At 73.5% G+C, this 17,260-nt stretch carries 16 protein-coding genes; 7 read left to right on the forward strand and 9 right to left on the reverse strand.

The features are described from left to right. Positions 1-46: 46 nt before the first annotated feature. Genes AC0OO9_RS11495 through AC0OO9_RS11510 form a run of 4 tightly spaced genes read right to left on the reverse strand, consistent with a single transcriptional unit; the run spans position 47 to position 4,245 of the window. Positions 47-859: an inositol monophosphatase family protein gene (locus AC0OO9_RS11495; RefSeq protein ID WP_484517220.1), complete on the reverse strand. Its 813-nt coding sequence runs from the start codon at positions 857-859 to the stop codon at positions 47-49. Then, positions 852-1,304, reverse strand: coding sequence for a response regulator (locus AC0OO9_RS11500; protein WP_311413128.1), 453 nt, complete (start codon positions 1,302-1,304; stop codon positions 852-854). Before AC0OO9_RS11500 ends, AC0OO9_RS11495 begins: the two co-directional genes overlap by 8 nt. Next, complete coding sequence (locus AC0OO9_RS11505) at positions 1,301-3,070, reverse strand: sensor histidine kinase (protein ID WP_484517221.1); 1,770 nt, start codon at positions 3,068-3,070, stop codon at positions 1,301-1,303. Before AC0OO9_RS11505 ends, AC0OO9_RS11500 begins: the two co-directional genes overlap by 4 nt. After that, positions 3,067-4,245, reverse strand: coding sequence for a PP2C family protein-serine/threonine phosphatase (locus tag AC0OO9_RS11510; protein ID WP_151456478.1), 1,179 nt, complete (start codon positions 4,243-4,245; stop codon positions 3,067-3,069). Before AC0OO9_RS11510 ends, AC0OO9_RS11505 begins: the two co-directional genes overlap by 4 nt. A 307-nt stretch (positions 4,246-4,552) precedes the next feature. On the opposite strand from AC0OO9_RS11510, the gene AC0OO9_RS11515 reads away from it, so the two are divergent. Continuing rightward, positions 4,553-6,928, forward strand: coding sequence for a M28 family peptidase (locus AC0OO9_RS11515; RefSeq protein WP_484517222.1), 2,376 nt, complete (start codon positions 4,553-4,555; stop codon positions 6,926-6,928). Between the two features lie 113 nt (positions 6,929-7,041). Here the strand turns inward: AC0OO9_RS11515 and AC0OO9_RS11520 are convergent, their stop codons facing one another. The 4 genes from AC0OO9_RS11520 to AC0OO9_RS11535 form a co-directional block, all read right to left on the reverse strand. Next, positions 7,042-7,584, reverse strand: coding sequence for an NUDIX hydrolase (locus AC0OO9_RS11520; RefSeq protein WP_484517223.1), 543 nt, complete (start codon positions 7,582-7,584; stop codon positions 7,042-7,044). A gap of 7 nt (positions 7,585-7,591) precedes the next feature. Then, entirely contained in the window at positions 7,592-7,846 is a 255-nt protein-coding gene (locus tag AC0OO9_RS11525; RefSeq protein ID WP_088987488.1) for a Smr/MutS family protein, read from the reverse strand. Between the two features lie 213 nt (positions 7,847-8,059). Further along, positions 8,060-8,428 carry a tetratricopeptide repeat protein gene (locus tag AC0OO9_RS11530; protein ID WP_484517224.1) on the reverse strand — a complete coding sequence of 123 codons (369 nt, stop codon included), beginning with the start codon at positions 8,426-8,428 and terminating at the stop codon, positions 8,060-8,062. A gap of 98 nt (positions 8,429-8,526) precedes the next feature. Continuing rightward, complete coding sequence (locus AC0OO9_RS11535) at positions 8,527-9,297, reverse strand: ROK family protein (RefSeq protein WP_132230825.1); 771 nt, start codon at positions 9,295-9,297, stop codon at positions 8,527-8,529. Positions 9,298-9,371: 74 nt separating this feature from the next. Between AC0OO9_RS11535 and AC0OO9_RS11540 the strand changes: the two genes are divergently transcribed. The 3 genes from AC0OO9_RS11540 to AC0OO9_RS11550 all read left to right on the forward strand — a co-directional run bounded on the left by AC0OO9_RS11540 (position 9,372) and on the right by AC0OO9_RS11550 (position 12,213). Beyond that, positions 9,372-11,009: an ABC-F family ATP-binding cassette domain-containing protein gene (locus tag AC0OO9_RS11540; RefSeq protein WP_484517225.1), complete on the forward strand. Its 1,638-nt coding sequence runs from the start codon at positions 9,372-9,374 to the stop codon at positions 11,007-11,009. 38 nt (positions 11,010-11,047) lie between these two features. Continuing rightward, a complete protein-coding gene (locus tag AC0OO9_RS11545) occupies positions 11,048-11,365 on the forward strand; it encodes a hypothetical protein (protein ID WP_357579586.1) in 318 nt (105 codons plus the stop codon). Positions 11,366-11,487: 122 nt separating this feature from the next. Next, positions 11,488-12,213, forward strand: a complete 726-nt coding sequence (locus tag AC0OO9_RS11550; protein WP_484517226.1) for a methyltransferase domain-containing protein — start codon at positions 11,488-11,490, stop codon at positions 12,211-12,213. A gap of 25 nt (positions 12,214-12,238) precedes the next feature. On the opposite strand, the gene AC0OO9_RS11555 is transcribed toward AC0OO9_RS11550, so the two are convergent. Further along, a complete protein-coding gene (locus AC0OO9_RS11555) occupies positions 12,239-13,246 on the reverse strand; it encodes a LacI family DNA-binding transcriptional regulator (RefSeq protein WP_357579605.1) in 1,008 nt (335 codons plus the stop codon). 135 nt (positions 13,247-13,381) lie between these two features. Here AC0OO9_RS11555 and arfA point away from each other — a divergent pair, with 135 nt between their 5' ends. Genes arfA through AC0OO9_RS11570 form a run of 3 tightly spaced genes read left to right on the forward strand, consistent with a single transcriptional unit; the run spans position 13,382 to position 17,254 of the window. Continuing rightward, positions 13,382-14,896, forward strand: a complete 1,515-nt coding sequence (gene arfA / locus AC0OO9_RS11560) for an arabinosylfuranosidase ArfA (RefSeq protein WP_484517227.1) — start codon at positions 13,382-13,384, stop codon at positions 14,894-14,896. Between the two features lie 57 nt (positions 14,897-14,953). Next, positions 14,954-16,282 (forward strand): ABC transporter substrate-binding protein, encoded by a 1,329-nt coding sequence (locus AC0OO9_RS11565; protein WP_484517228.1) that lies wholly within the window; start codon positions 14,954-14,956, stop codon positions 16,280-16,282. 6 nt (positions 16,283-16,288) lie between these two features. Then, positions 16,289-17,254 carry a carbohydrate ABC transporter permease gene (locus AC0OO9_RS11570; RefSeq protein ID WP_484517229.1) on the forward strand — a complete coding sequence of 322 codons (966 nt, stop codon included), beginning with the start codon at positions 16,289-16,291 and terminating at the stop codon, positions 17,252-17,254. Positions 17,255-17,260: the final 6 nt, after the last annotated feature.

Below are 17,260 nucleotides of genomic sequence, written 5' to 3' on the forward strand. Positions count from 1 at the left end.
CGCGAACGCCCGGACCGTCGGACGTCCACGCAGGGTCGCAACCGCGTCACGCGCCGTCGAGCAGAGCCTCGCGCACGCCCACCCAGACCTGCTCGCTCGCGGCGACCAGAAGGCCGTGGCCGTCGTCCCCAGGGCGGTAGTCGGTGCCGTCGAAGCGCCGGGCGACCCCGCCCGCCGCCCGGACCAGCAGGGCGCCCGGGGCGTGGTCCCACGGCAGGGTGCGCCAGAAGAGCACGAAGTCCTGGTCCCCGGTCAGCACGTCCAGGTATTCCCGGCCGGCGCAGTGCTGGCCGGGCAGCATCTCGCCCAGCCGCGCGCCGCCCGCCTCGACCAGCGCGCGCGGCGCGGCCGGCAGGGCGTGCGACATCGCGGCGCCGCGCACCGCGTCGAGCGCGGGCGCCCGGTCGCCGGTACGCACCGGCCGGCCGTCGAGCCAGGTGCCCTCGCCGGCCCGCGCGGCGGCCAGCGTCCCGGCGAGCGGGTCGAGCACCCACGCGGCGACGGGATCCCCGTCGGTCAGCAGCGCCACCATCAGCGCGAACGGCTGCCGGCCGGCGGCGAAGTTCGAGGTGCCGTCGACCGGGTCGACGAGCCACACGTCGCCGGAGGCGCGCAGGTGCTCCAGCAGGCCCGGGTCGTCGGCGACCGCCTCCTCGCCCACCACGACCGAGCCGGGGCGCAGCCGGCGCAGGGCCGCCGAGATCACCTCCTCGGCGCGGCGGTCGGCGACGGTGACGAGGTCGCCCGGCGCCTTCTCGCTCACGTCGGCGTCGTCGAGCTTGCGGAACAGCGGAAGCACGACCTGGTCGGCGGTCTCGCGCAGCAGACCACCGACGTCGTCGAGCAGGGTGTCAGCCACGCGGCGGCAGCTTCACCACGCTGACGAAGAACTCGTCGATCTGCCGGACCACCGAGATGAAGCGCTCGAAGTCCACCGGCTTCGTCACGTACGCGTTGGCGTGCAGCTGGTAGCTGCGCAGGATGTCCTCGTCGGCCTGGGAGGTCGTCAGCACCACCACCGGGATCCGGCAGAGCTGCTCGTCCTTCTTGATCTCCTCCAGCACCTCCCGGCCGTCGCGGCGGGGCAGGTTCAGGTCGAGCAGGATCAGGTCCGGCTGCACCACGTCGGCGTACTGGCCCTCCCGCCGCAGGTAGGCGAGCGCCTCGGCGCCGTCGGAGACGACGGTCAGCCGGTTGCGGAGCTTGTGCTCCTCGAACGCCTCCTGGGTCATCAACACGTCACCCGGATCGTCCTCGACCAGCAGGACCTCGATCGGGCTCTTGCCGTCCGCCGGCGCGGTCATCCCACCGTCTCCCTCATGTCTCCCGTTCTACCGCCTTCCGGTGCCCGGCCGGGCCCGTCCGTGGTCTCCGTCTCGTCGTCGCGCCGGTCGGCCTGCGCCGGGGCACCGCCCGTGCCGGCCCCGGCGGCGGACTCGTCGGCGTCCACGGGCGTCTCGTCGCCGTCCCCGGCCACGCCGTCCCCGGTCGCCGGATCGGCTGCCGACGCGGCGGCCGCCTCGACGTCCTCGGGGAGCGCCGGGAGGGTGAAGCGGATCGCCGTGCCCTCCTCGGTGCCCGTGTCCACCCAGACCCGACCGCCGTGGTACTCCACGATCTTCTTGACGATCGCCAGCCCGATCCCGGTGCCCGGGTACGCGTCCTTGGCGTGCAGCCGCTGGAAGATGACGAAGATCTTGTCGGCGAACTCCGGCTCGATCCCGATGCCGTTGTCCTGGCAGCTGATCTCCCACTCGTCGCCCACGAGACGGGCCGAGACGTGCACCTTCGGGGGCACGTCGGGACGGCGGAACTTGACCGAGTTGCTGACCAGGTTGGCCAGCAGGTTCGTCAGCAGCGGCTCCTCGCCACGGATGACGGGCAGCTCGCCCCAGGTCAGCTCCGCGTCGGCGTACTGCCGGGCCGCCTCGGTCTGGCCGGCCACGTCGCCCATGACCTTGTCCATGTCGACCTCGGTGAAGCCGGTGGTGAGCCGGCCGATCCGGGAGAAGGCGAGCAGGTCGTTGATCAGGCGCTGCATCCGCTGCGCGCCGTCGACCGCGAACGCGATGTACTGGTCGGCCCGCTCGTCCAACTGCCCCGCGTAGCGGCGCTGGAGGAGCTGGCAGAAGCTGGCCACCTTGCGCAGCGGCTCCTGGAGGTCGTGCGACGCGACGTACGCGAACTGCTCCAGGTCACGGTTGGAGCGGGTGAGTTCCTCGGCCTGCTTCTGGAGCTGGCTGTTGACCCACTCGATCCGCTCCCGGGCCTCCCGTACCTCGGCCAGGTCCTTGGCGATCTTGCGCCGCATGGCGTCCACGTCCTCGGCGAGCCGGAGGAACTCGGGCGGGCCGGCGCCGGCGATCCCGTGCTGGTAGTCGCCCTCGGCCACCTCGCGGACCTGGTCGGCGAGGCCGGTCAGCGGGCGGATCACCATCTTGTCCAGGGAGACCAGCAGCATGCTGCCGGCGATGATCACCACCGCGAGGGCGGCGATCAGCAGGACGACCAGCAGGTTGCTCGTCCGCAGCACGTCCTCGGCACTGCGCTGCCGGGCCTCGAAGATCTCCTGCTGGAGGTGGTCAACGGCGCCGCGTACCTCGTCGAACTGCTCCCGTGCCTGGTCGGTGATGAGCGCCTGCCCCGCGGTCGTGCCGTTCTGCTGCGTCGTGGTGACCACCGGCACCGCCACCGCCTGGCGCCACTCCTCGGCCCGTTCCTCGACCAGCCGGATCTCCTGCCGGAGCTCCGGATAGTCGTCGACCAGCCGCTGCATCGAGGCGACCAGGTCCTGCTCGCGCTTGCGGCCCGCCTCGTACGGCGTCAGGTCGGCCGGGTTGCCGCTGACCGCGTAGCCGCGGACCGCCGTCTCCTGGTCCAGCAACGCGTTCAGCAGCTCCTGCGCCTGCACCCGCAGCGGGCCGGTCTTGTTCAGGATCGCGTCGATGTGCGTCCGGTTCTTCGCCGCCAGCGCCACCTCGCCGCCGGCCAGCCCGATCAGCAGGACCGCGACGACGGTGAGCAGCGTGACGACCCGCCGGCGCAGGGTCCAGTCGCCGACGCGCGTCACCGGCCACCGCCCCGGCTGACCAGAAGCATGGCGACGTCGTCGGCGAACGGACCGCCGTTGAGCTGCTCGGCGCGCCCGACCAGCCAGGCCGGCAGCTCCGACAGCGGCACGGCGAGGGTCGCCGGATCGGCGAGCAGACCGCTGAGGCCCGGCACGTCGAGGCGCTCGTCGCCCTCGCCGATCCGGCCCTCGATGAGGCCGTCGGTGTACATCAACAGGGACCAGTCATCGGTGTCGAACTCCAGGTCGTAGGCCACGGGCCGGCGGGGTCGTACGCCGAGCAGCAGGCCGCCCGGTGCCGGAACCGGCACCACCTTGCCCCCGGCGAGCAGCAGCGGCGGCGGGTGCCCGGCCAGCCGGACGGTGGCCCGGTTGGCGTCGAGGTCCAGCCGCACGGTCGCGACGGTCGCGAAGATCTCCTGGAGCCGGCGCTCGCTCATCAGCACCTGTTCCAGCGCCGGGAGCACCTCGTCGTCGGGCACACCGGCGAGGATCAGCGCCCGCCAGGCGACCCGGAGCTCGACGCCGAGCGCCGCCTCGTCCACGCCGTGCCCGCAGACGTCGCCGACGATCAGGTCGAGCCGGTCGGGCCGGGTCTGCACCACGTCGTAGAAGTCACCGCCGATCAGGGCGGCGTGCCGGCCGGGCCGGTAGAAGGTGTGCACCGCGACCACGTCGGTGGTCATCAGCGGCTGGGGCAGCAGGCCCCGTTCGAGGCGGGCGGACTCGGCCTGGCGCAGCTCGACCTCGCGCAGCCGCCGGGCGTTCTCGTCGGCCCGCTTGCGCTCCACCGCGTAGCGCAGCGCCCGGGTCAGCAGCACGCCGTCGACCTGACCCTTGACCAGGTAGTCCTGGGCGCCCTCGGCGACCGCGACGATGCCGAGGTGCTCGTCGGAGCGGCCGGTCAGCACGCAGACGGCGGCGCCGCTGGCCATCTCCAGCACCTGACGCAGCCCGTCGAGGCCCTGCGCGTCGGGCAGGCCCAGGTCGAGCAGGACGCAGTCGACGCCCATCACGCGCTGCCGGGCCTCGCTGAGGCTGGTCGCCACCAGCAGGTCGATCATCGAGTTGGTCTCGGCGAGCAGCTCACCGACCAGGAAGGCGTCGCCCTCGTCGTCCTCCACCAGCAGCACCCGCAGCCGCTCGCCGGGAGGCAGGTTGGGATGACGTCCCATGCCGCCGTGCGGGTACGGCGCGACGGAGGAACCGGCCAGGCCGGTTCCCCGGTGCGGCCGGGTCACCGCCGCGAGACGCGGGAGATCGCTGGTGATGTCGGGCTCCTTCCGAGTGCCCTGCTGATCCTGTATTAGACAACGTTCGCACACAACACGACGGGCTCCGCATGCGCGGGCATGGGTCGGATCACTGTGCGGCGAGGGGCAAAGCGGGCGTCCGCGCTCCCCGCGCCCACACCGGGAGTCCCGCCGACGGCCGCCGGGGTGCAGGATGGTGCCCACCTGAGACCAGTCCCGAGGAGACCCCGTGGGCGCACCCCCCACCCGCCCCGCCGACCGCGCGCTGGCCCGGCCCCGTCGCCGGCTGGCCGCCGCCGCGGCGGCGCTCGCCGCGCTCGTCGCCGTCGGCGCCGGCACCCTGCTCGACCTGCGCACCCCCGCACCGCGCCCGGCCGACGCGCCGCCGGGCGAATTCAGCGCCGCCCGGGCGTACGAGCACGTCGAGGTCGTCGCCGCGCGGACGCACGTGGCGGGCAGCCCCGCCAACGACCAGGTCCGCGCCCACGTCGAGGGGGTGCTGCGCGGCCTCGGCCTGGAGACCGAGGTGCAGGACACCGTCGCGCCCGAGGCCGGCCAGCTCAGCGGGGCGGCCGGCGGGGCCACCCTGGCCCGGGTCCGCAACGTGGTGGCCCGGCTGCCCGGCACCGATCCCACCGGCAAGGTCTTCCTCGTCTCGCACTACGACTCGGTGCAGTCCGGGCCGGGCGGCAACGACGACGCCGCCGGCACCTCGGCCATCCTGGAGGTGGCCCGCGCCCTGGCCGCCGGCCCCCGGCCGCGCAACGACATCGTCTTCGTGCTCACCGACGCCGAGGAGGCGTGCCTGTGCGGGGCGGCGGCGTTCGCGTCCAGCCACCCGCTGGCCGCCGGCGGCGGCGTCGTGCTCAACCTGGAGGCGCGCGGCTCGACCGGCCCGGTGATCATGTTCGAGACGTCGCGGGACAACGCCGCCCTGGTGGACGCCTTCGGCCGGGCCGCCCCGCACCCCGTGGGCACCTCGTTCGCGGTGGAGATCTACCGCGCGCTGCCCAACGACACCGACTTCACGGCGTTCCTCGACAACGACTTCGTCGGGCTGAACTCGGCGTACATCGACGGCGGGGCGATCTACCACACCCCCCTGGACACTCCCGCCGCCATGGACCGGGCCAGCCTCCAGCACCACGGCGACAACGCCCTCGGCCTGGCCCGCGAGTTCGGCCGCGTCGACCTGAGGGCGCTGGACTCCGGGCACGACGCCACCTACTTCCCCGTCCCGGGCGGGCTGGTCCGCTACCCCGGCTGGCTGGTCCTGCCCCTGGCGCTGCTCGCGCTCGCCGCCGTGGCGGCCCTCGGCTGGCTCACCCTGCGGCGGGGCCGCACCACCGGGGGCCGGCTCGCCGCCGGGTTCGGATTGGCGCTGCTGCCGCTCGTGCTCGCCCCGCTCGCCGCGCAGCTGCTCTGGGCGGCGATCACCGCGCTGCGGCCCGGCTACGCCGAGCTGCTCGACCCGTACCGGCCCACCTGGTACCGGCTGGCCGTGGTGGCGCTCGCCGCCGCCGTCCTGTTCACCTGGTACGCGCTGACCCGCCGCCGGGTCGGCCCGGCCGCGCTCGCCGTCGGCGGGCTGGGCTGGCTGGCCGTGCTCGGGGTGCTGCTCGCCGTGCTGGTGCCCGGCGGGGCGTACCTGGTCACCCTCCCGGCCCTGGCCGGCGCGCTCGCCGGGCTGGTCGCGCTGAGCGTGCGGATCGACGGCCCGTGGCCGGTGGTCGCGACGACCCTGGCCGCCGCGGTGGCCGTGGTGATCCTGCTGCCCACCGTCGTCCTGCTCTTCCCGGCGCTCGGCATGGCCATGGGCGGGGTCGCGGCGCTGGTCGCGGTGCTGCTCGGCCTCGCCGCGCTGCCGGTGGTCGACCTGCTGCACCCGCAGGCCGGCGGGCAGCGGGCGATGGCCGCCCTGCGCGCGCGCCGCCTCGGCGCGCTGCCGGCCGCCGCCACCACGCTGGCGGCCGTGGTCCTCGCCGGAGTCGGGTTCGCCGTCGACCGCTTCGACGCCGCGCACCCCGCGCCCACCCACCTGATGTATGCCCTCGACGCCGGCACCGGCCAGGCCCGCTGGCTCAGCCACGAGGAGGACCCCCAGCCCTGGACCGACGGCTACGTCGACGGGGTGACCGAGGTCGCCGACTTCCCCGGCCTGGGCGACGCCGAGCTACGCGCCGGCCCGGCGCAGGCGGCGAACCTGCCCGCCCCCAAGCTGGAGGTGCTCGCCGACACCACCGCCGGCACCGAGCGCACCCTGCGCCTGCGGCTCGTCCCGCAACGCCAGGTCCGGCTGACCACCCTGCACGTCGACGCGGCGACGGCCACGGTGCTGCGGGCGGAGGTGGCCGGCCGGGCGGTGCCGGTGGAGGCCCGGGAGGGGCGCTGGGGCTTCGGCCTGGTCTTCCACGCCCCGCCGCCGGAGGGGATCGAGGTGACGCTCACCGTGACGCCGAAGGCGGGACAGGTGGCGCTGCGCGCGATGGACGCCAGCGACGGCCTGGACGCGCTGCCCGGCTTCCGGGCCCGCCCGCCGGGCGTGGGGATCGTCGGCTCGCACAGCTCGGAGATGCTGGCGGTGGCCCGCACCTACCCGCTGTAGGTCGCCGGGGGTCGGCGAGGACCTCGGCGTCGACCTCGGCCGTGTCGCGGGCGGCGGCGTAGCGCAGGTGCGGGCGGTGCGGGCACGCGACCGCCCGCACCGCCCGCGCGGCGTCATCCGTCCCGGCCGGGTCGCCCGCGCCGCCACGCCAGCAACCGGCGGTACGCCGCCAAGCCGTCGGGCACCCACTCCCACTCGGTGAGCCGCCGGTCCAGCTCCTCCTCGCTGAGGAAGGCGTGCCAGGCGACCTCGGTGGCCTGCGGGTGCACCGGCGCGTCGCAGCGGACCTCGTAGACGGCCGACCACCAGGTGTGCTCCGGCGTCTCGTAGAGGAAGCTGAACAACGGCGTCGGAGCGGGCAGCCCCGACACGCCCAGCTCCTCCTCCGCCTCGCGCCGCGCCGCCTCGTCGTACGACTCGCCCGCGCCGACCACCCCGCCGACGAACATGTCGTACAGCGACGGGAAGACCAGCTTCCGCTCGGTGCGCCGGTGCACGAAGATCTCGCCGGCCGCGTTGCGCACCAGGACGAACGCGCAGCGGTGCCGCAGCCGACGGGCGTACGCGACGCCCCGCCGGGCCTGACCCACCACCCGATCGTGCTCGTCCACGATGTCCAGGAGCTCGTCCGTCGAGAGCGGCGCGTCGTCGACCATGGCGGCGCTACTTCCAGCGGAAGTGGACGAAGAGGCGGCCGAAGTTCTTCGAGTCCTTCTCGACGCGGTGGTAGAGCTGCTTGACGTCCTTCTGGTCGAGGAAGCGCAGCACCCGCTTCTTGAGCTGGCCAGAGCCCTTGCCGGGGATGATCTCGACCAGGGTGGCCTTCTTCGCCACGGCCTCGTCCATGATCCCGCGCAGGGCCCGGTCGATGTCCTGGCCCTTGTTGAAGATGTCGTGCAGGTCCAGCTTCAGCTTCACCGCACACCCGCCGCCAGCTCACGTCCCATGACGCCGATGGTAGGCCGCCCGACGCCGCCGCCGCGATGTCCGGTGATCAGGACGCCATGGACGTCATCCGACGACTTTGACCTCCATGGCGTCCTGATCACCCCGGCGCTCGGCGTTGCGCGTCTTTGTACGAGCACGAGGGCGGGGCAGCCCGGTGGAGCTGCCCCGCCCTCGTCCGCGCCGTCAGCGGGTGCCCTCGACCCGGGTCTGCACCCGGTCCAGGGCGGTGCGGTAGTCGTCGTTGCCGCTGTGCATGGCCGCCGCGATGCGCAGGTGCCGCAGCGCGTCGGCGTGCCGGTTGAGCCGCTCCAGCGTGCGGCCCAGCACGTGGTGGGCGTAGTGGTCGGCGGGGTCCCGGTCGATCAGCTCCCGCAGCTGCGCCTCGGCCCGGTTGAGCTGGGCCGACTGGAAGTACGCGCGGGCGAGCAGCTGACGTACCGAGGCGTTGCCGGGCTCGGCCTCGACGATCGGCTCGAGCAGCCGGGCCGCCCCGGTCGGGTCACCGGCCTCGAAGAACATGGTCGCCCGCCGGTACTCGGCCAGAAGGTCCATCCGACCCACCCCCTCGTGTCGCGCCACTGTCCCGACGCTGGCACAACATCAGCCGTACCGCGACTGTTCCCGGGGGCCGGGAGCCGCGCGGGCCGGGGTCAGGTGGGGGCGCCGTGCCGGCCGGCGGCCAGCTCCCAGGCGCGTACGCCGCCGACGATGCCGGCGGTGTTGGGCACCACCACCACGTCGTCGCCCATCCGCACGAGCTGCTCGGGGCGGATCAGCCGGGAGTTGCCGCCGCCCAGGTAGAGCCGGTCCCAGCGGAACACCGGGCGCAGCCCGTCCACGACCTGACGAATGCGCCGGGACCAGAAGGCGTCCCCGAGGCGGCGCCGCTCCGGCTCCCCCACGTACGTGTCGTAGGTGGTGTTCCAGCGCACCGGCGCGTGGGACAGCTCCAGGTGCGGGGCGAGCACCCCGCCGTCGAAGAGCGCGCTGCCCAGCCCGGTGCCGAGGGTCAGCACCAGCTCGCAGCCGGTCCCGGCGACCACGCCGGCGCCGTGCACCTCGGCGTCGTTGAGCACCAGCGCGGGCACGCCGAACGCCTCGGCGAGCGCGGTCCGCGCGTCGTACCCGGACCACTGGGCGACCAGGCCCGGGTCGACCTTCGACCGGGGCCCGGAGCGGGTCACGTAGTGCGGGGTGGCGACCACCACCCCGTGCCGGATCATGCCCGGCAGGCCGACGGTGAGCCGGTCCGCCGTGGGCAGCCGGCCGGCGAGGTCCAGCAGCGTCTTCACGAAGAGCGCCGGCGGCAGGGGGTACGGCGTGGGCACCCGCAGCGGCCGGGCGCGCATCGTGCCCGCCTCGTCCAGCACGGATGCCTTGATCCCGCCGCCGCCACAGTCGATCGCCAGTGTGGTCACCACCCGAGCAGTGTGCCGCGTACCTCCCGGGGCGCGAAGCAAGGGTGGGCGATCGGGGCGGATAGGGTCGGGGGTTGATGAGCGCGACGATGATCGTCAAGGGGCTGGCCGCGGGGCACGGGGACCGGGCACTGTTCGCCGGGCTGGACCTGGTGGTCGCACCGGGGGACGTGGTGGGGCTGGTCGGGCCGAACGGGGCCGGCAAGTCGACGCTGCTGCGTACCCTCGCCGGACTTCTGCCGGTGGAGGCCGGCAGCGTGACGCTCAGCCCGCCCACGGCGAGCGTCGGGCACCTGCCGCAGGAGCCCGAGCGGCGGCCCGGCGAGACCGTGCGGGACTTCCTGGCCCGGCGCACCGGCGTCACCGCCGCGCAGGCCGCGTTGGACGCGGCGACGGTCGCGCTCACCGACGGCGCGCCCGGCGCCGACGACGCCTACGCCGAGTCCCTGGAGCGCTGGCTCGCCCTCGGCGGGGCGGACCTGGAGGAACGGGCCGAGCAGGTGGCCGCCGAGCTGGGGCTCACTGTCGACCTGGAGCACCCGATGACCGGCCTCTCCGGCGGCCAGGCGGCCCGGGCCGGGCTGGCCTCGTTGCTGCTCAGCCGCTACGACGTGTTCCTGCTCGACGAGCCGACCAACGACCTGGACCTGGCCGGCCTGGAGCGGCTGGAGGAGTTCGTCACCGGGCTGCGCGCCGGCACCGTGCTGGTCAGCCACGACCGGGAGTTCCTCGCCCGCACGGTCACCCGCGTGCTGGAGCTGGACCTGCACCAGCAGCAGGTCCGGCACTACGGCGGCGGCTACGCGGGCTACCTGGAGGAGCGCGAGGTCGCCCGCCGGCACGCGCGGGAGGACTACGAGGAGTACGCCGACACCCGCGCCGGGCTGGAGGCGCGCGCCCGCACCCAGCGGGCCTGGATGGAGAAGGGCGTGAAGAACGCCCGCCGCAAGGCCACCGACAACGACAAGATCGGCCGCAAGTTCCGCGCGGAGGCGACCGAGAAGCAGGCGGCCAAGGCCAAGCAGACCGAGCGGCTGATCGAGCGGCTGGAGGTGGTCGAGGAGCCGCGCAAGGAGTGGGAGCTTCGGATGGAGATCGCCGCCGCGCCCCGCGCCGGCGCCGTCGTGGCCTCGCTGCGCGACGCCGTCGTACGCCGGGGCGACTTCACCCTCGGCCCGGTGACCCTCCAGATCGACTGGGCCGACAAGGTGGCGGTGACCGGGGCGAACGGCTCCGGCAAGTCCACCCTGCTCGCCGCCCTGCTGGGCCGGCTCCCCCTCGACTCCGGGCACGCCGCGCTCGGCCCGGGCGTGGTGGTCGGCGAGGTGGACCAGGCCCGGGGACTGTTCCTCGGCGACGTGCCGCTGATCGACGCGTTCGGCGCCGCCGTACCGCAGTTGTCGCCGGCGGACGCGCGCACGCTGCTGGCCAAGTTCGGCCTGCGCGCGGGGCACGTGCTGCGGCCGGCGGCGACCCTGTCGCCGGGCGAGCGGACCCGGGCGGCGCTGGCGCTGCTCCAGGGACGCGGGGTGAACCTGCTGGTGCTGGACGAGCCGACGAACCACCTGGACCTGCCCGCCATCGAGCAGCTGGAGTCCGCGCTGGCCAGCTACCCGGGCACGCTGCTGCTGGTCACCCACGACCGGCGGATGCTCGACGCCGTGACCACGAACCGGCGGCTGCGGGTGGCCGCCGGAAGGATCGCCGAGGATTGATCCGTGCCGACCCGCTCGCGGCGGGTGAGAATGACCCCATGCTCAAGTGGGAGTACGCGCTGCTGGTCCGCCGCCGCCAGGCGGCCACCACCGACATCGGCTGGGAGATCGTCTTCGTCTGGTACGGCCCCGACGGCTCCATGGTCGACGTGACGCCCTACGGCGACACCGCGCTGGCCCATCTGAACCGGGCCGGTGACCAGGGCTGGGAGCTGGTCGCGATGAGCGAGGACCCGTCCATGCCCGGCAACAGCGAGCTGCACCGCTACCACCTCAAGCGGCCCAAGGCGGCCGCCCCGCCGCCCCGGCAGCGGATGCGCGGCGGCGGACGCCCCCGGCGGACGATCGGCGGCTGACGCCGGCCGGAATCGCACGGCCGACCGTCGGCGCCGGCCGGGATCGCGGCGCGCGAGATTGGCGACGCAGAGCGGGCATGACGGGCGGGGATCCGGGTATCGGCCGGCGGGAGGTGGCCCGGATGGTCGCGCTGGCACAGAACCCGCCCTCGGCCGAGCGGCTGCGGGCGGTCGACGGATTCCTCGCCGAGGCCTGGGTCGACCAGGCCCGGCACGACGAGCGGCTGCGCGACCTCGCGGTCGAGGTGCGCTTCGACCGGGGGGTGGCCCACCTCAGCGGCGAGGTCGCCGGGCAGGACGAGCTGCGCCTGGTCCGGGACCGGGTCGGCCGGCTCGCCGGGGTGCTCGGCGTCTGGTGCCGGGTACGCGTCGGCGGGCGCGACCCGGTGGTGGTCGACCTGGGCTGCGGCGCCACCAAGCAGTGGCCGGGCAACCTGGGGCTGGACATCTTCCCGGCCCCGGGGGTGGACGCGGTGGCGGACCTCTCCGGCTCGCTGCCGCTGGCCGACGACTCGGTGGACGTCTTCTTCGCGGTGCACATCCTGGAGCACCTGATCGACTTCCTGCCGCTGGTCGACGAGTGCCACCGGGCGCTCCGGCCGGGTGGCGTGCTGCACGTGATGAGCCCGTGGTGGCGGCACGTGAACGCCGTCGCCGACCCGACCCACGTCCGGCTGCTCGACGTGCAGACGGTCAAGGGCGTCTGCCTCCAGCGCCCGCCGGGCACCCCGCGCTGGTATCCGCTGCACGTCGGCTGCGACGGCGCCTCGATCTTCGCCGACCTCACCCCGCTGCCCCAGGACGCGGACGGGCCCACCCCCGCCCACCTGGCCCGCTTCTTCGACTGACCGCCGCCCCTGGGCAGCAGGGGGGTCAGCGGCCCAGGGTGCTCTCCCGGGGGGCCAGGCGCCAGGGGGCCGAGAGCTCCCGGGGCGGGGCGGTGCGGTCGCCGTCGATCCGGCCGGCGAGCAGTTCCACCGCCAGCCGGGCGATGCGCTCCTTGTCCGGCGCGATGGTGCTCAGGGTGGGCACGGAGAAGCGGCCGTCCTCGATGTCGTCGAAACCGGCCACCGCCACGTCCTCGGGGACGCGCAGGCCCGCCTCGTGCAGGGCGCGCAGGACGCCCAGGGCGAGGGTGTCGTTGAAGCAGAAGACCGCGTCGGGGCGTACGCCGGAGGTCAGCAGTCCGCGCATCGCGGCGGCGCCGTCCGCGCGGTGCCAGGCCGTCGCGGGCGCCACCAGCCGCTCGTCGTACGGGAGGCCGGCGTCGGCGAGCGCGGCGGTGTAGCCGGCGAGCCGCAGCCGGGCGCTGGCCCCCTCGGGGGTGCGCTGCGAGCCGATGGCGGCGATCCGGCGCCGGCCGAGACCGGCCAGGTGGGCGGTGATCTCCCGGGCGGCGCCCACGTTGTCGATGCCGACGTGGTCGGCGGGACCGTGGTCGACCCGCTCGCCGAGCAGCACCATCGGGGTGCCGGCCAGCCCGGTGAGGTCCTCGGCGGTGAGCGCCAGCGGGCTGAAGATCAGCCCGTCGATCAGGTGCTCGGTGATGCCCGACGCGGCCACCCGCTCCTGCTCCCGACCGCCGCCGGTCTGGTCGATCAGCACCGTCCAGCCCAGCTCGGCTGCGGCCGTGACGACGTGCCGGGCCAGCTCGGCGAAGTAGGGGATGTCCAGTTCGGGGACCGCGAACGCGATGATCCCGGTGCGCCCCTTGCGGAGGTTGCGCGCGGAGAGGTTGGGCCGGTAGTTCAGCTCGGCGATGGCCTCCTCGACCCGGGCCCGGGTGTCGGGGCGGACGTGCACGTAGCCGTTGACCACGTTGGAGACGGTCTTCACCGACACGCCGGCGCGCTCCGCCACGTCCTTGAGCCTGTGCCGCACCACGTCGCCCTCCCCCATGGCGCGCACTTTACCGCGTGGGCGGCCCTTTACAACGTTGCTTACAACGTTGTACAAACCAGGAGCACCAGGTGACCACGGTCACCCGGGACCGGCAACGAGGAAAGGTGGCACCCCTTGCGGACCGCGCAGCTCACCATCGACCCGGCCTTCGCCGTCGGACCGGCCGACCGGCGGCTCTTCGGCTCGTTCGTCGAGCACATGGGTCGCTGCGTCTACGGCGGGGTCTACGAGCCCGGGCACCCCACCGCCGACCCGCGCGGCCTGCGCGGCGACGTGCTGGAGCTGACCCGGGAGCTGGGCGTCTCCGTGGTCCGCTACCCCGGCGGCAACTTCGTCTCCGGCTACCGCTGGGAGGACGGCGTCGGCCCGGTCGGTGACCGCCCCCGCCGGCTCGACCTGGCCTGGAAGACCATCGAGACCAACGCCTTCGGGCTCGACGAGTTCATGACCTGGGCCGCCGGGGCGGGCGTCGAGCCGATGATGGCCGTCAACCTCGGCACCCGGGGCGTGCAGGAGGCCTGCGACCTGCTGGAATACACGAACCATCCGGGCGGGACCCAGCTGTCCGACCTGCGCCGCAAGCACGGCGCCGAGGAGCCGTACGGGGTGCGGCTCTGGTGCCTGGGCAACGAGCTGGACGGCCCCTGGCAGGTCGGCCACAAGACCGCCGACGAGTACGGCCGGCTCGCCGCCGAGACCGCCCGCGCCATGAAGATGATCGACCCGTCGATCAGCCTGGTGGCCTGCGGCAGCTCCAACCGGACGATGTCCACCTTCGCCTCCTGGGAGGCGACCGTGCTGGAGCACACCTACGAGCACGTCGACTACATCTCCGCGCACACCTACTACGACCCGTCCGACGGCGACCGGGCCAGCATCCTCGCCTCCGCCGTCGACATGGACAACTTCATCCGCGAGGTCGTCGCCACGGCCGACCACGTGGCCGCCAAGCAGCGGCACCGGCGGAAGCTGAAGATCTCCTTCGACGAGTGGAACGTCTGGTACCAGTCCCGTCTCCAGGCCGACCTGGACCGGCGCGGCTGGGTGGAGGCACCGGCGCTGATCGAGGACGACTTCACCGCCGTCGACGCGGTGGTGGTCGGCGACCTGCTGATCACCCTGCTCCGGCACGCCGACCGGGTCGGGGTGGCCTGCCAGGCCCAGCTCGCCAACGTGATCGCCCCGATCCGCACCCGCACCGGCGGCCCCGCCTGGCGGCAGAGCATCTTCCACCCGTTCGCGCTTACCGCCCGGCACGCCCGCGGCACCGTGCTGCGCACCGAACCGGTCGGCCCGACCTACGAGACGAAGCGGTACGGCGAGGTCCCGGTGCTCGACACGGTCGCCGTGCACGACGAGGAGACCGGCGAGCTGACCGTGTTCGCGGTCAACCGGGGCGACACGGACCTGGAGCTGCACCTCGACCTGCGCGGCCTCGCAGGACTATCCGCTTCATCCCACCTGAGCCTCGCCGCCGGGGACGACCCGACGGCGACGAACACCGAGGCCGAGCCCGACCGGGTGAGGCCCCGGCAGCTGCCCGACCCCACCACCGACGGCGGCCAGTGCTCCGTGCGCCTTCCGGCCGTCTCCTGGAACGTGCTGCGCTTCTCCCCCACCGGCGGCTGACACCGCACAGGTCCTGAGCAGGCACACTTCATCCCGTCCCCCAAGGAGCGAAACCCCATGATGCAGAACGAAATGAGCCGGCGGCGCCTGCTCGGCCTCGGCCTCGGGCTCGGTGCCGCGGCCTCGTTGACCCTGGCCGGGTGCGGCGGCGGCGACGACAGTTCGGGCCCGGCGGCCGGCAACGGCGGCAAGGACTACACCGGCCCGAAGGTGGACCTGAAGCTGTGGAACGGATTCACCGGCGGCGACGGCGACATCTTCAAGGCGCTGGTGAACCAGTTCAACACCGAGCACCAGAACATCGCCGTCTCGATCGCCACGTACCAGTGGGAGGACTACTACAACAAGCTCCCCGGCGCGGCCTCCAGCGGCGCCGGCCCGGACATCGCGGTCATGCACATGGACCAGCTCGCCACCTTCGCCGCGCGCGGCGTGATCACCGAGCTGGACGACGTCGCCAAGACCCTGGAGCTGTCGGAGGGCGACTTCGCCCCCACCGTCTGGAAGGGCGGGCTCTACAACTCCAAGCGGTACGGCATCCCGCTGGACATGCACCCCCTCGGCTTCTACTACAACAAGGGGGTCATGCAGAAGGCCGGTCTGGACCCGAACAAGCCGCCGACGACGAAGGACGATTACACCGCCGCGCTGACCGAGCTGAAGAAGTCCGGGGTGCAGGGCTTCTGGGTCAGCCCGTTCCCGTTCACCGGCGGCATGACGTTCTACTCGCTGCTGCACCAGTGGGGCGGCAGCGTCTTCGACGCCGAGGCCACCAGGGCCACCTTCAACTCCGACCAGGCCGTCGAGGCGTGCACCTGGCTGACCGACCTGATCAAGCAGGGCCACTCCCCGGCCAACGTCGGCCAGGACGCCGACTACCTGGCCTTCAAGAGCGGCAGGAACGCCTTCAACTGGAACGGCATCTGGCAGATCAACGACCTGAAGAAGAGCCCGGACATCCAGTGGGGTGTGGCGCCCCTGCCGCAGATCGGCACCCAGCCGGCCGCCTGGGCCAACTCGCACAACTTCACGATCGTCAAGCAGCGGGCCAACGACGCCAACAAGGTCTCCGCGGCGAAGGTCTTCATCAACTGGCTCAGCCAGCACTCTCTGGACTGGGCCAAGGGCGGCCAGGTCCCGGCCCGCAAGGCCGTACGGGACAGCGCCGACTTCAAGGCGCTGGCCGAGGTCAACGCGCTCGCCCCCGAGCTGGAGTACGCGGCCTTCCCGCCGGCGGCCCCGGGCCTCGGTGAGGTCATGACGACCTTCTACAACTCGTACAACGAGGCGGCGCTGGGCAAGAAGTCGCCGAAGCAGGCGCTGGACGACGGGGTGGCCAAGGCGAACAAGCAGCTGGAGGACAACCGCAAGAAGTACGGGAGCTGAGTCCCCGTGGCGGACGTGATCGAGGCGGGGGCGGTGCGTGCTGACGCGCCGCCCCCGGCGGCCGACGCCCCCCGTGGCGGTGCCCGGGCGGGCCGGGCCGGGCGGGCGACGCCGTACCTCTTCCTCGCCCCGTACCTGCTCCTGTTCGGGGTCTTCGGGCTGCTGCCGATCCTGCTCGGCCTCTGGCTCTCCGTGCACCAGTGGGACTTCCAGCTGCCCAACCGGCCCTTCGTCGGGCTGGACAACTACAAGGAGATGTTCTCCAGCGACTCGGCCGTCTACGGCGACTGGTGGCAGAGCGTCCGGGCGACGGCGATCTTCACCGTCTTCGCGGTGCCGCTGCTGGTGGTCGTCCCGCTCGGGCTGGCGCTGCTGCTGAACCGCTCGTTCCCCGGCCGGACCTTCTTCCGGGCGATCTACTTCGCGCCGTACGTGCTGGGCGTGGCGGTGATCGGCCTGCTCTGGCGGTTCCTGCTCGACGCCAACCTGGGTCTGGTCAACCGGATCGCCGGGATGGTCGGGCTGCCGGCCGACACCCCGTGGGTGACGGACGTGCCGTGGGCCTGGGTCTCGCTGGTCGGGGTGACCGTCTGGTGGACCTCCGGCTTCAACGCGGTGATCTACCTGGCCGGGCTCCAGGACATCCCGCAGGAGCTGTACGAGGCGGCGAAGGTGGACGGCGCGAGCGCCTGGGAACGGTTCCGGCACGTCACGCTCCCCGGGCTGCGTCCGGTGCTGCTCTTCGTGATCACCACGACCGTGCTCGCCTCGGCGAACGTGTTCGGCCAGTCGTTCCTGATCACCCAGGGCGCGCCCGGCACGGAGACCCGCACGGTGGTCTGGTTCATCGTCGAGGAGGGGCTGCGGGACAACGACGCCGGCCGTGCCGCCGCGATGAGCATCGTGTTCGCGCTGATGCTGGCGGTCGTGAGCATCGCCAACTTCCGCCTCTTCCGCTACCGGGAAGACTGAGGGGAC

The sequence above is a fragment of the Micromonospora sp. USAFONa4 genome (assembly GCF_057197825.1).

Coding starts and splice junctions, on each gene's coding strand:
- AC0OO9_RS11510 (WP_151456478.1), bottom strand. CDS start 4,245: ATGGGACGTCATCCCAACCTGCCTCCCGGCGAGCGGCTGCGGGTGCTG.
- AC0OO9_RS11565 (WP_484517228.1), top strand. CDS start 14,954: ATGATGCAGAACGAAATGAGCCGGCGGCGCCTGCTCGGCCTCGGCCTC.
- AC0OO9_RS11545 (WP_357579586.1), top strand. CDS start 11,048: ATGCTCAAGTGGGAGTACGCGCTGCTGGTCCGCCGCCGCCAGGCGGCC.
- AC0OO9_RS11500 (WP_311413128.1), bottom strand. CDS start 1,304: ATGACCGCGCCGGCGGACGGCAAGAGCCCGATCGAGGTCCTGCTGGTC.
- AC0OO9_RS11520 (WP_484517223.1), bottom strand. CDS start 7,584: ATGGTCGACGACGCGCCGCTCTCGACGGACGAGCTCCTGGACATCGTG.
- AC0OO9_RS11550 (WP_484517226.1), top strand. CDS start 11,488: ATGGTCGCGCTGGCACAGAACCCGCCCTCGGCCGAGCGGCTGCGGGCG.
- AC0OO9_RS11540 (WP_484517225.1), top strand. CDS start 9,372: ATGAGCGCGACGATGATCGTCAAGGGGCTGGCCGCGGGGCACGGGGAC.
- AC0OO9_RS11530 (WP_484517224.1), bottom strand. CDS start 8,428: ATGGACCTTCTGGCCGAGTACCGGCGGGCGACCATGTTCTTCGAGGCC.